8 protein-coding genes are annotated in these 12,969 nt (G+C 53.5%); 4 read left to right on the top strand and 4 right to left on the bottom strand.

Annotated elements, in window-relative coordinates; all coding sequences use genetic code 11:
* The first annotated feature begins 164 nt into the window (after positions 1–164).
* From GSQ86_RS06065 to GSQ86_RS06050, 3 genes are all read left to right on the top strand, one after another.
* Positions 165–839 (top strand): redoxin domain-containing protein, encoded by a 675-nt coding sequence (locus GSQ86_RS06065; protein WP_254062181.1) that lies wholly within the window; start codon positions 165–167, stop codon positions 837–839.
* The gene (locus tag GSQ86_RS06060) at positions 836–1,372 is read left to right on the top strand and encodes a thioredoxin domain-containing protein (RefSeq protein WP_158749073.1); all 537 of its coding nucleotides are present in this window, start codon (positions 836–838) and stop codon (positions 1,370–1,372) included. The genes GSQ86_RS06065 and GSQ86_RS06060 overlap by 4 nt, the downstream gene beginning before the upstream one ends.
* 547 nt (positions 1,373–1,919) lie before the next feature.
* Positions 1,920–3,530: an EAL domain-containing protein gene (locus tag GSQ86_RS06050; protein WP_158749072.1), complete on the top strand. Its 1,611-nt coding sequence runs from the start codon at positions 1,920–1,922 to the stop codon at positions 3,528–3,530.
* 516 nt (positions 3,531–4,046) lie between these two features.
* On the opposite strand, the gene GSQ86_RS06045 is transcribed toward GSQ86_RS06050, so the two are convergent.
* On the bottom strand, positions 4,047–4,271 hold the full coding sequence (locus GSQ86_RS06045) for a hypothetical protein (protein ID WP_158749071.1): 225 nt from the start codon (positions 4,269–4,271) through the stop codon (positions 4,047–4,049).
* A gap of 524 nt (positions 4,272–4,795) precedes the next feature.
* On the opposite strand from GSQ86_RS06045, the gene GSQ86_RS23810 reads away from it, so the two are divergent.
* Positions 4,796–5,083, top strand: coding sequence for a DDE-type integrase/transposase/recombinase (locus tag GSQ86_RS23810; protein WP_158749070.1), 288 nt, complete (start codon positions 4,796–4,798; stop codon positions 5,081–5,083).
* 194 nt (positions 5,084–5,277) lie between these two features.
* Here the strand turns inward: GSQ86_RS23810 and GSQ86_RS06035 are convergent, their stop codons facing one another.
* The 3 genes from GSQ86_RS06035 to GSQ86_RS06025 all read right to left on the bottom strand — a co-directional run.
* Positions 5,278–7,398, bottom strand: a complete 2,121-nt coding sequence (locus GSQ86_RS06035; protein WP_254062180.1) for an alpha-galactosidase — start codon at positions 7,396–7,398, stop codon at positions 5,278–5,280.
* A 73-nt stretch (positions 7,399–7,471) separates the two neighbouring features.
* Positions 7,472–10,051 (bottom strand): hypothetical protein, encoded by a 2,580-nt coding sequence (locus GSQ86_RS06030; RefSeq protein WP_158749068.1) that lies wholly within the window; start codon positions 10,049–10,051, stop codon positions 7,472–7,474.
* Positions 10,052–10,216: 165 nt separating this feature from the next.
* On the bottom strand, positions 10,217–12,969 hold a 2,753-nt coding region (locus tag GSQ86_RS06025; RefSeq protein WP_158749067.1), incomplete at its 5' end, for a hypothetical protein.

Raw genomic sequence — 12,969 nt, 5'->3', positions numbered from 1 at the left:
TCTTCCTCCTCACGAAGAATTGTTTTTGCCGATGTGTGAGCGCTAGCATTCTCAAAGTGGCAGGCGTACGACATGATCGAATGACATCAGTATCCGAGCGGCAGATCGCTCTAAAGGTGAACTGATAAATCACAACTAAAGTCTGTACTGAAAGGAGCTAACACATGACTATGCTAGCGCTGCACGTTCGAAGGGACGGAAAAAATGCAGAAGAACTGAAGGTCATCAGCATACTGCGTGAAAGTTTGTCCGGGGCTTCAGCACATTCAGCGAATGTGCTTACTTCGCCTGAGCCATTTCGGACAGCTGAGGAGCGTGTTAAGAATGACGGTGACACGCAAGCTTCTGCATGTCCGCGTGCCGCGCTCGAGGTTGGTACACAAGCGCCTGATTTCACCTTGCAGGCCACGCCCGACCAGACCGTATCTTTAAAAGATCTGCGTGGCGCGCCGGTGATCCTGGCTTTTTACCCTGCCGACTGGAGTCCGGTGTGCGGTGATCAGATGGCACTGTATAACGAGTTGCTCTCTGAGTTTGAACGCTTTAACGCCTCACTAGTTGGTATCTCGGTCGATGGTATCTGGTGCCATCTCGCATTTAGTAAGGATCGTAAGTTGCACTTTCCATTGCTTGCGGATTTTGAGCCAAAAGGAGCCGTGGCACGCAACTACGGAGCCTACCGTCAACAGGACGGCATTTGCGAGCGAGCACTCTTCGTGATTGATGCTGAGGGGACCATCCGTTGGAGCCATGTATCCCCTATCGGTATCAATCCCGGCGCGAATGGAATCCTGGCTGCACTCGAGGCAATGACTTCAAAACAGGAGATAACGGCATGAGCTCTACAATCACAGCGATGCTCACTCCACCAGTCACCAGACGAGATCATAGCCAGGGACCACCCGTAGCTCCCATCACACTTGTCGAATACGGAGATTACGAGTGTCCCTATTGCCATCAGGCGTATTTCATTGTCAAGGAGCTTCAAGAGCAACTTGGGGACCAGCTGTGTTTTGTCTTCCGCAATTTTCCTCTCACTACCGTGCATCCCCATGCGCAGCATGCGGCGGAAGCGGCTGAGGCTGCAGGAAGACAACATAAATTTTGGGAAATGCACGATACCCTTTATGAACACCATGAAGCACTCTCTGACAAGTATCTGAAAGCGTATGCCACCCAGGTCGGCCTTGACTTAGCCAGATTCAATCAAGAGATGGCCGCGCATGGGTATGCAGTTCGCGTGCGCGAGGATTTCTTGAGTGGCGTACGCAGCGGAGTGAACGGCACTCCGACATTCTTTATCAACGATGTCCGGCATGACGGGTCATATGATCTGGTTAGTCTATTAACGGCCATCGAAGATGCTCTTTGACGATACTTGGCACTCCTCGAAGGTAGAACTTCGTCATCTCTGAATTTCAATACGGTGCTCTGTTCGCTCCACCACGGACAGGCACCTCATACGATGTTGGTGGCACAAAACCGGAATCGGCGGAGGAACAGATATATGAAGGCAGTTCCCCGCGAGTCGATCGTGATTTATGGGGCGGGCCAGATACGAGCTTTTCTGTTGGAGAGGGGCATGGTGGTCGCGTAGAAGCCAGTCTTAAGGCCGCGATGGCAGACAAAATGGAGAACGCCGAAGCGAAACCTGACACCGATGATGCGCAACCTCATCGACATGCTATGGAACGAGTGGAAGCTCGTCGAATAGCAGATACGCAGCGGAATTCATCTGGCCAGGAGCACACGTCTCCATCAAAAGGCCGAATACTTTGCCGCAGACTTGTCTTCTTGACCAAACTATCCTTGCAGTTACATGGCGGACCATACATAGTCGTTACCCAACAGGTTCGACAAAAAGGCTAGGACAGGCAGATACTTTATGCCATCGGCGTAGACTGGGTTGTCCAATGAACATGAGCGGCGACGAAATTCGAGCAGGGTTGCGGAACGACGAGTTCGTCCCGTTGTTTCAGCCAGTCGTGACGCTCAATACGGGAGAAGTTGCTGGATTGGAGGTCTTGGCCCGATGGCAGCATGGCAGCCTTGGCATGGTGCCGCCCGGAGCGTTCATCGCCACAGCCGAGCAGGAAGGCCTGATCAGCGAGCTGACGTTCGGGTTGATGGGGAAAGCCTTCACCGCCGCCAGAATGTTGCCCGAATCGCAATGGCTGGCCATCAATATATCCCCGTACCTGCTGCGTGACCTAGCACTTCCAAAGAGAATTCGGGAGGCCGCCGAAGCCGCCGGGTTCCCTCTAAGCAGGGTATTGATCGAGATTACCGAGAGCGCCCTGGTAGAGCATCTGGAGCATGCGCAAACGATATCGAGGGAGTTAAAGGCGCAAGGGTGCCGCTTGGCCCTTGACGATTTCGGCACAGGCTACTCCAGCCTGCTTCATCTACAGTCTCTGCCCTTTGATGAATTGAAGGTCGATCGCAGCTTTGTGGGATCGATGACGGATCGGCGGGAGAGCCGAAAGATCGTCTCAGCAGTCGTAGGTCTAGGTCAGAGCTTGGGATTGGCGACCATTGCCGAGGGAGTGGAGACGGAGGAACAAGCAGAGATGCTGCTGTTGCTTGGGTGCGAGATGGGCCAGGGCTGGCTATTCGGCAAACCCATCGCTGCTGAACGGCTAAGTGAAGCACTGACGACGCGGACGCCTATTAGGCTGCGGCCTAGCTCCAGCTTCTGGCGCAATATATCCTACAACTCGCCTCCCGGCCAGCGCCTCTCCCACTTGCAGGCGCTGTATGACGGCGCTCCCGTAGGCCTTGCCTTTTTGAGCCCCGACTTCCGGTACATCAGCATCAACCAGCAACTTGCGGAGATGAACGATGTCACAGTTCAAAAGCACCTGGGCCGGCACGTCAGTGAGATCATTCCGGAGCTATATCCGCAGCTTGAATCACACCTGCGGCGCGCGCTGGCAGGAGAATCCGTCAACGCTATGGAAGTCAAGCAGCCAGCGACTGACAGGCAGCATGACGAGGCGTTCCTGGCGTCGTATCTGCCCGCCTTCGACGAAGCGGGTGAAGTCGTGGGCATCTCCGTGGCTGTGATTGATGTCACCGCCCGCAAACGAACAGAAGCGGCGCTGCGGGAGAGCGAAGATCACTATCGCCACATGGTGGAGTTAAACCCACAGATACCTTGGGTGCTCGACGACAATGGTATGGCTACCATGATCAGTCCGCGCTGGCAACAGATCACGGGCATGAACGAAGAGGCTTCTCGCGGGCGAGGGTTCATCAGAGCGCTTCACCAGGCCGATCAGAAGCGTGTGGCGGAAACGATCGAACACTCTCTCCGTACTGGTGACCCGATCGATGTAGAATGTCGCGTGAGGACCTGCGACGGAGAGTGGCGCTGGATCCGTTCGCGCGGAGCTCCGCGGCGGGACGAGTCAGGAAGAATCATTCGGTGGTACGGCAGTGCGGACGATATCGACGCCCATAAACGATTGGAGGAAAAGCTCCGGAGTCGAGCAGGTGAAGAAAACTTCCCATGCTCTGAAAATGTTTGACCTAGTATCTGTTTCGCGCGAATACCCGATCGCATTCTTGCGTTAGCGAATCGATTGAAAGCGGACATGCTGAGGGATAAGCAGGTCCTTTTAACTGAACGAAGTTGCGGTTACAGGGTGTTTTTCGAACGAGCTGTCTCGGCGGCAGGAATCGCTCTTAACAGATCCCTGCGCTTTCCAGCATTGAAGCGATCAAGAGATATGTGCATCGTCGGGAATGGGCGTCGCCGTGCCCCGGATCGCTGTAGAGAAAGAATTGGGGCAGCATCAATTGGTCCCCTTGACTTGGCCAAAAGACACGATTCGTGTTTATTAGCAGATGATCAGACACTCGGAGAAGTGGCAATCGTCTGCGCATGTGGCATTCTGGCAGCTTGCTAAACACATACTGACAACTGCTGATGTGAGACGAAAAGTGCCTCTGCCAGCACTCTGCAACTGAAATCGGTCAGTAAGCAGTTTTTTGGGGAGAAGGTAGACGCCTTTTACGATAGTCAACCTCTCCTTAAATGAGAGCTATGGTCCAGTGTTGGATGAGGGATCATTTTCCGAGGCCTTACGCTCTACCATCGCGCGCTCAACGGCTTCTCTCACAGCAATTTGCAGAAAATCCTTGATCCGCGCGGTGTCCACGTGTTCTTCGCCCAGGTGATTTCCTATCGCTACCACCTCTTCTTCGCTGAATTCCCAGGTAAATTCGACCTTCATGTCGCCTCGTTTCAAATGTTGCTCAATCGCCATATGAACCCTTCCAGGTCACCGATACTGCCCGTGTTAGGTTTCCTGATGCGGCAAGAAGCATCTCCGGCTTGACCGATTTCTCAAATGCTCCAATCCCAAGCCGCCGCGCTTCCTCGAGGAAACTGTCATCTATGGATGCATACAGGAGGATGACGCCGCAATCCACGTATCCTCGACGAATTCGCGTTGCGCACTCCAGCCCGTTCATGTCTGCCAAAACGCACTCTATGATGACCAGATCCGGTTGCTATTCTATCGCCGCGACCAACGCGGCTTCGCCGCTGTGCTCTGGCCTGACCTCGTACCGAGCGGCCCTTAAGACCAAGGTAAGCGTTGTAGGCAATAGTCGGCTGATAATCGACAACCAGCGCCCTCACTGCATAGCATCCCCCTGAATATCAGATGCCGGGCACAAGCTCTCAACGACCGTCAACCTAGTTAAAAACCTTGAAGGTTGAATCTGTGGTATCCGCTGGCTTGCGAGCACGTATTCGAGTTGTTAGCGGAGCAAGGACTTGCCGGGGATGCCAACTGCGTATGGCGTTGGGTCCAAGCCGTACGTAGCGGAATTGAACAAGCGGTGCCGCCCCCCATCTGAAGCCCTCAACAAGAGCAACCGCGTGGATGAGACCTATATAAAGGTGAAGGGCCAGGAAAAGTATTTCTATCGAGCGGTGAACTCCCACAGGGCAGAGATCGATTTCCTGTTACCGCCACGTGATCTGGCTGCTGCGAAGTCGTTTTTCGAAAGGTATTTCGCTCTTCTCGTAACTCAAGGCTATGCGCCAACTTGCCGAATGGGCTACCGGTAAAGTCCGATTTTTCGGCAACTTCGGCACTCAACTGGCGATAACAGGCCAATGCACTCATCGAGGACCTTGGCGATTTAGCTGATTTTGATAATGAAACATGCCTTTCAAATTGCCACCATTTGGCGATAGTGGACGAGAAGCTCGTCTTTTTTACCTTAAAGTTTTTGTCGAGGATCGCACACAAGCTAATAGTGTTAATTTTTAATTTCGGTTAGAAACACTAGCTCTGAGCTATCGGGAGCGGTAAGGTGCACAACCATTCCCGCGTGCATGAGCTCATGTCCCGATGCGATCCGATCCGGAGCCGTAAGGTCATGAAAGCTCAAGCGGTACTTCTGATTTGGTCGAAGTCCTTGCAAATAAAGTATGTGCTTGTCATCACCGGACACAGACCCCCGAAAGGCATACACCACCCCCTGCCCAAGCGTTGCATTGAAATATTCAATCCCATCCCAGTGCAATCCATCTGGGCGATGGGAGACATGATATAGGTCTGCAGATCGAATGAGAGGCCGCAAGAATTTTTTATAAGTCGCAAACTCTTCTTTTGCCAACGCGTGTTGCTCCGCAGTCCATGCATTCGTATCCTGCATAATGGTCAGCCAACCCATCATGCCGCTGCGCAGCATGTATAGAAAATTCTCAGTTCGTGGCGTTGGCCATTTCTGGACATAATCCTCGAGCATTGCTGGTGGAAGAACGTGGCTGGCGTCGTAAAAAGCCTGACGGTTCGACAATGGATCGTATGAATCGGTGATCGAGAAATAGTCTCCATGTGACGCGCTTCCAAAGTCCACCATCCGTCCGCCGTCATCACAGATTTCCAAAAGCAATTCAGGATGAGCTTTGCGTAGCTGCGAGTAAATCTCGTAATAAGACTGCGCAGCGTGATAGCTGACGTCCGTGGAATTGGAATCTTCGGGGAGATCGAGTCCTCTGTCGTTCACCGATTCAGGAGCGGGTCGACCCGGCGGGCTATGAGGATGATCGGATCGTACACAGGCCTTTGCAACCACGTATCCGTCATGCTCCAACATGTCGAGCCGGTAGTCGCTAACGATCCTTTCCAACTCGCGCGCAGCATAGTCATGCACAGCGGGTGCGCCCAAATCCATCGTTCGTCCTACGAACGCATCGGGCTTCCAACTCGCTGGAACATCCGCAATCAGCCAATCTCTTACCTTCGGATCATGCGCATTGATCGCGCCGGGGAAAGTGTCGATTCCGGCCTCTGCCCAATTGACCCATATGCCAAACTTGAGACCTTGTGCATGCGCATAATCAGAGATCTCAGCAAGACCGCGCGGAAATTTCTTCTCGTCCGGATACCAATCACCGACCCCGCGAAACCAGCCGGCATCGATGTGAAACATATCGAGTCCGAGCTCTGCGGAATCGCGGATCATCCGCTTAGACAGCTCTTCGTCTACTTCCATTCCACTACCCCAGCTATTGCTGACCATCAGCGGACATCTCGGATCTTTCCATGTCTCAGGGTTAGTGAGCACGCTTCGCACCCACGGACGCAGTACATTCCCTAAGCCATCTGCACCGCCGTTGAAGGCTCCCACAAATACTGTCGGAGTATCGAAACTTCCTCCTGCGGCGAGACGCGTGCGAAAAAGGGCCGGATTCGGGTCGAGTCCAATTGCACCATTGAGTGAAGCCGAATCCCGCTTTAATGCAATCCTGGTTCGCCCGCTGAATTCTATTCCCGCATACCATCCGCTCTGCGATCCAGAACGCTCAACCATCAGCCAGGGAATGATTTCTCTCGGGCCGGCATCGATTGCATAGGTGCTCGATTTTCCCTCCCAACGGTAGCCCACAGGTAGCGCATCATCGTGTGTTCCGATCTCGGTTGGTTTGCCGGCGCCTTTGTCGATATACATGGTCCGCAACGCGCTCGTGGCGTTGACCTCCCAGTCAAATCGAAAGCTATCCTGCAATGGAATCCAGATCTCGTTCGCGCTGAGGTTCTCGATATGAATCCTGTGCTCGATAGGACCTGATGCGGCGCGTGCTTGCCACTTCCATGTCAGACGAAGCGGGACGGGGCTCGATTCATAGACAAAACGCACCTGCTGAGCATCTGTATGGCTCTCCTCGCGCTTCAGCGTCCAAATCAACGGTATGCGTTTTTCGCCCATCCACAGGAATGGGAGTAAGGGTTCACTCGTTTGGTTCGTCCATGCGTCTTTACCACTGCCTTTCAGCTTCACCAGGCGCGGTGAGTTCTCTGATGCCTCCAGATCGATGGATGTCTGCTCAGTGTGGATGTGCGCTGTGGTTTGGCAAAAAGCCAAAGGATTCAAGAAAATCGCAACAGCCAACAAGGAACGGCATAACGGTGAAGTGAGCACCCTGATCTCCATTCATAAAACCCGCTCACTTACGCGCGAAGGTAAGTTCTAAGTGAGTGTGCGCATAGCCGACTGGATTCAACCGGGTCGATACGGGCGCGAACATGATCTCATACTGATCGTCGGGCAGAGATCGAACGCTCGCTCCCTGGTTCGAGGTGATCTTCCATGGCGTCTTGATTCGAAAAGTATTGTTTCCATTTGGCCGAATGTCAGCTTCCATGGATAAGGTCATGTCTTGCAGATGCAGGCTGGTGAGCTTCATTTCCGTGCTGGCGTCACCGATACGCAGTGCGGAGCGGTTCAGGATCAAAGACAGGCCGCCCTCCAAATGCAACCGGCAGTGACTGGTGCCGGCTGGAACATTCAGTGGCACGTTTGCATGCTCGTCTTCTGCGAATACTTCCGTGGTGGCAGCAATCGCGTGCCCTTGGAACTCTGCTCCGCGCAGATGAGCGCCCATCGGAATTTGAGGTTCGAACAGTACTTTCGTCGCGGCTCCCTCATTGCTGATTTCAAGATCAATGTCGTTCATGCTTTGACTGATCGTAAGAGCGAGTGTGGAGTGGGGCAGACGGATATTCTTAACCGAGATCCGGTTCCACTCAGCCGGAAGATGTGGCGATAGATGAATGCTGTTCGTAGCACCCTGAATATCGAGTCCGAGCAATCCGCGTGAAGCCGCATCCAGCAGGCCCGCCGAGGACCATGTCTGCTCCGGAACCGACTCCATCTGCTCGTGGTAATAGGTGCCGGCAAGCACCTCGTGGATGTGACCGAGAGAGTCGAGCATGTTCCACGGCAGAATCGAACTCCAGACTGAGAAAGCAATGTCGGGACGATGCTCCTGCCAGAATGTGACTGCTGCTTCTGTTGTGCCCAGCGCAGAAATGCTTCCCGTCGCATAAGAATATGGGTCGAAATCTTCTGAGCTTGCCGCAACTCCACGCATGCCCCAGTCAGCCTGGAAATCAGAAGAGGCCAGTTCGTACAGAAGTGCATCATCTTGCTGCGCCGAGAAAACTTTCTGCGTAATTAACTGCATGGGTCCGCGCCTGCGGTTCAATATGGGTTCACCCGATTGCGTATGGCTATTAATCCAGAAATTTTTCTCAGTGTCCCAGTAGTGAGCGGCGATAGCTTGCCGGGCGAGTTGATTTTCTTTGATTGCCTCGTCCGCTAATTGTGTGTGGTCCGTGAACTTTGCCAGATCGGCGAAGCTGGACGCCGCTTCTGCCCAGCTCGCAGAGAGACTTAGATCATCTCCTGGCCTGTGCTGTTCATCGCCTCCTTCTTTATCGGCCGGGATATGCGGCAAATGATCGGTATTTCGTATGAGGGATTGACAGTATCGATAGGCAGCGGCGATCGACGACCAGTGATCCGTTGCAAACGTTGTGTCCCCGCTGACACCAACATAGTGCGCGACCGTGTTCAGGTAATCGAAGCTGAGATCTACATGCACATACATGTACGGATACTTTGACCAGTCCACATAGCCCGCACTCTGCGAAAGTTCATGCCAGATCATTCCCGTTTTCGGCTCTTGATACTTCGCTATAAATGCAAGCTCTTCGCGTGCTCGCGAGTATTCCCCGGCAGAAATCAGTGCATTCGTTGCGACCATGCCGTCACCGGCAAAAAACCATGCATATTGGGGACGGCGTGCGTCCCGCGAAGGACCATAACCTGCAACAATGCCGCAACCCAGCTGCGGATTGCATACCCAGGCCTGATCGAGAGCCACTTCAGACCACGCAAGCGCACGGTTCACATCCTCATCTGGAGTGTGAATCTCGAGAGACTGGCTTTCCAAGTCCGCATAGTGCGTGGCGGCCTCGGTCTCCATCTCCTGTAGATGACTCGCTAATTCCTGCTGCGTTGCAGCAGGCTTTTTAGTACCGGCCGCATTTAGCGCGACATACACAGTGGCTCTCGCCGGAGCACCCGCCACTGCTTGAGGCCGTAGAGAAAACGCTAGCGTCCCATCTGCGCGCAGCGTGCTGTTCGCCGTATCGTCATGCGCGACAATCTCCGGCGAGCCGACGATCGCCGTCATTCCGTGTAAAGGCTCCGATATCACATATCCCGAAGCCTCAGCACTCCAATGTTTATTTTGACCGCCAACAGCAGCCGGCCACATCAAGTTTAGAACCGGCAGGAAATGAATCGTTATGTCCACTGATCTCGGGCCCTCAACTTCATAGCTGAGAACTGCCGCGGCCTCATTGAGTGGAACAAAAAGCTTCTCTTTCACAATGTAATCGGGACCGATGTAGATACGCGTCACGGAGTCGGGCCGATAGTCGATGCGTCTTAGCAGGAGCCGTCCCTCCGATTCGGTCACGGAACCTGCAAGTCGAAAGTCAACCTGGTAATTGCTGAGGATCTGAAACGGATAGCCCCAGATCTCCAATCCACTTTCTGGATAACCCATGATGACTGCCTGGCGCCCGTGAACGGCTACGAAGCGTCTTGGCTCGACCGAGTCAGTATGGAGCACCAGCCGGTCAGAGAAGGATTGCTTGTCTGAGGCAGGTCCCTGGGCATGCGCGGGCGACAGCACAAGACAAAGAAACAACAACGCTAGCTGAATTTTAGACACGAGTATTCTCTATGCCGGACTATGGCAGCCATACTTCTGGCCTCTGCTCTGCCTTGAGTCGACTTATCTAATATCTGATCATGAACCGATTGGAGGCTCGAAAAAAAGCCAGGAAAAAATGAAGGGATGACGAACCTGATGGGTCGTCATCCCTCGCAAATAAGATTAGAACTGGACTCGCGCGCCAAACTGTAATCTGCGCAATGAGGTTCCATCCTGATTGGCGACCGTACCCTGAATAGTACCGGCATTCTGGACGCCGGTGCTATTCAAGTCCTGGCAATCAACGCAGGTATCCGGATTGGCCAGATTCACATGGTTAAGAGCATTGAACGCCTGAACGAGCAACTGAAGTCGGATACCCTCGCGGATCGTGAAGTTCTTTGCCAGTGAAGCATCGACATTCCACAAGCCCGGTCCCCAGAGTGCATCGCGTCCGATATTGCCCCATGTAGCCGGAGCGGGGCGGGCAAAACCGCCAAAAGTATTGTTAGGCTGTCCGGGCGATCCTAAAACATAAGGCGAAGGCTTGAAGTATGGAACAAACCGGCCAATAGGATCATACGAACCCTTATGGATTCCAAAACTGCCTCCCGTGCTGTTCAAGAAGCAGGCATTATCGCTGGCGCCCACATCGTTGTCATTCGAGCAGTTGGCATAGTTGGTAGTAAAGGGTATTCCGCCATCGATTGTTGCTGTTCCATTCAACTGGAATCCACCGATGATCTGGTTGAGCCATCCTGGAACGCCAGAGCCGATCATCTTGTCTCTGCCGAATGGCAAATCGTAGTTGCCAGCGAAGACGAATGCCTGTCGGCGGTTGTAGTAGCCGTTACCGCGGCCTATGCGAGGATCGATCAGGAATTCATAGGACTCATGGCCTATTGCATGAGACCAGGTGTAATGGCTCAGGAACTGCAGGCCCGAACTGAAGCGCTTATTCACGACGATCTGTAGAGCGTTGTAGCTACCGGTCGCCTGATTGGCCATATAGTCGATTCGCTGAGTCCACATATGCGGCACGCCAAATTTGACGCCCAACTGACGCTGGGCCGTGCCGTCATAATAAGGAGAACGTTCGGCCTTCGTGTAAACCTGGCCCGTTGATGGATTGATCTGGTTAAAGCCGGCCAGCGTTTGCTCGTTCGCATTGTACGAAGGAGACGATTCGAACATGTTGTGATACGACTGGCTTCCAACGTAACCGACTTGTATCGACATCGTCGGTCCGATTTCCTGTTGGACCATGACGTTCCATCCCGCCACGGTAGGAAGACGTACCTGTGTCGGACGTGCCGTCTGGGAGATGCCATCCGGCAGCACGTAGTTTCCGTCAGCCGGAACCGACGGGAATGTGTAGCCTGGAGGTCCTTGCGCCAAACTGAATACCGCACCAGCATTCGACACCGGAGTGACAGTCTGTTGAACCTGGGCCGGGAAAGAGGACGTGAGCACACCGCCAAAGGTGTCTCCGGCCCATCCCTGTCCATAGACAATGCCATAGCCCGCGCGCACCACTGTGCCAGGAAGGACTTGATACGCCATACCCAGACGCGGGGCAAAATTCGTGAAATTATTGGTTACATTTAGAGTGCTGCTGTTTGCACCGATCCCTGCGATGTGGAGAATACCTGTATTTATGTCGAGCAATCCACCCGCTCCCTTGGCGGTTACCGACTCAGGCGTGTAAAGCTCCCAACGAAGACCATAGTTGACTGTAAGCTTGGCGTTTGCGTGCCATTGGTCCTGGGCATAAGCGAAGAAGCGATTCTGCCGTGTGGCTGCGTCGGTGTTTTGCGTCTGGGTACGCCAGAAAGTTGTGGTATCTCCCAACAGAAAAGTGGCAAATCCGACGCCGGAAGAGGTTGTGCCATCGGCAGCGACGCCCGAGGTACGCGGAGCGGCAAAGAAGTAGGTGCCGGAACGAAGTGCGTTGCTGGCAATGGAGAGTGTGTGGTTCTTTCCGTAGCGGTAGTCTGCGCCAAACTTGATGTTATGGTTCCCGATCGTATGAGACCAGTTGTTCACGAACTGATACTGGCTCGTTTGCTGCAATGTCGGGTTAGCTGAGGTACCGTACTCTACGTTTTGACCGCCATTGCTTCCGTTACTCGGGATGTCGATGTTGAACTGCGGTAGACCGCCGTTCAGTGACAGATCGCCGACATTGGCATTCGGAATACCAAGGGCATTGCCTAGAGCCTTATCGGAGTCAGGCCCGACCGTGTTGTTGTAAATCCGGTAGTAGCCGAAACGAAAATCTGTGAGCCAGTTGTTTGAGATCACATAGTCGCCACCCGATGCGATGCTTTGATATCGTGCAGAGTCCGTACCCGCGAATCCACCTGCACCATAGCCAAGTCCACCAGCCGCTCCAAAGTAAGGATCGCCGGTCAAGGCCACCCCGAAATACGTATAACGACCAAAGAGGTGAAGGTTTTGTCCCAGCTTTCCATCTCCGCGCACATCAAACTGGTTCGTGTTGAAGATGCCTGATCCAGAGGTAGCGAAATTGTTTGTAATGGCTGAGCCGGGCACGTTCGGCGGAGCATTTGCCTGGATAAGCTTAAAGAAGGCAACTGCTTGGGGTGAAACATCGCTTGCCGGAATAATGTTTCCAGGGTAAGGAGTGCGGCCAGTGTTGGAACTATCCGTGAGACTGTTCGGTTTGTAAATCTGGCCCTGCCCGTTTTGCAAATAATCGCTCAGATTACATGCTCCCCCGGAGGTGCAAGTGCTAAGGGCTAGTTGGGTGGGCACTGTCGTCAGGGTGGAAGATCCGGTTTTCTCGCGTAGTCCCTGATAATCGCCGAAGAAGAATAACTTGTCCTTCTTTATAGGACCGCCGACCGATCCGCCGAACTGATTATGTAAGGTTGGGGATAGATATTTACCGGTAAGGGAGTCGCGCGTCGCAT

Origin of the sequence: Acidobacterium sp. S8 (assembly GCF_009765985.1) — a bacterium.
In the GTDB taxonomy this organism is placed as follows: domain Bacteria; phylum Acidobacteriota; class Terriglobia; order Terriglobales; family Acidobacteriaceae; genus Alloacidobacterium.
The sequence above is the reverse complement of the archived record's forward strand: the minus strand, read 5'-3'. Positions and strand labels throughout refer to the sequence as shown.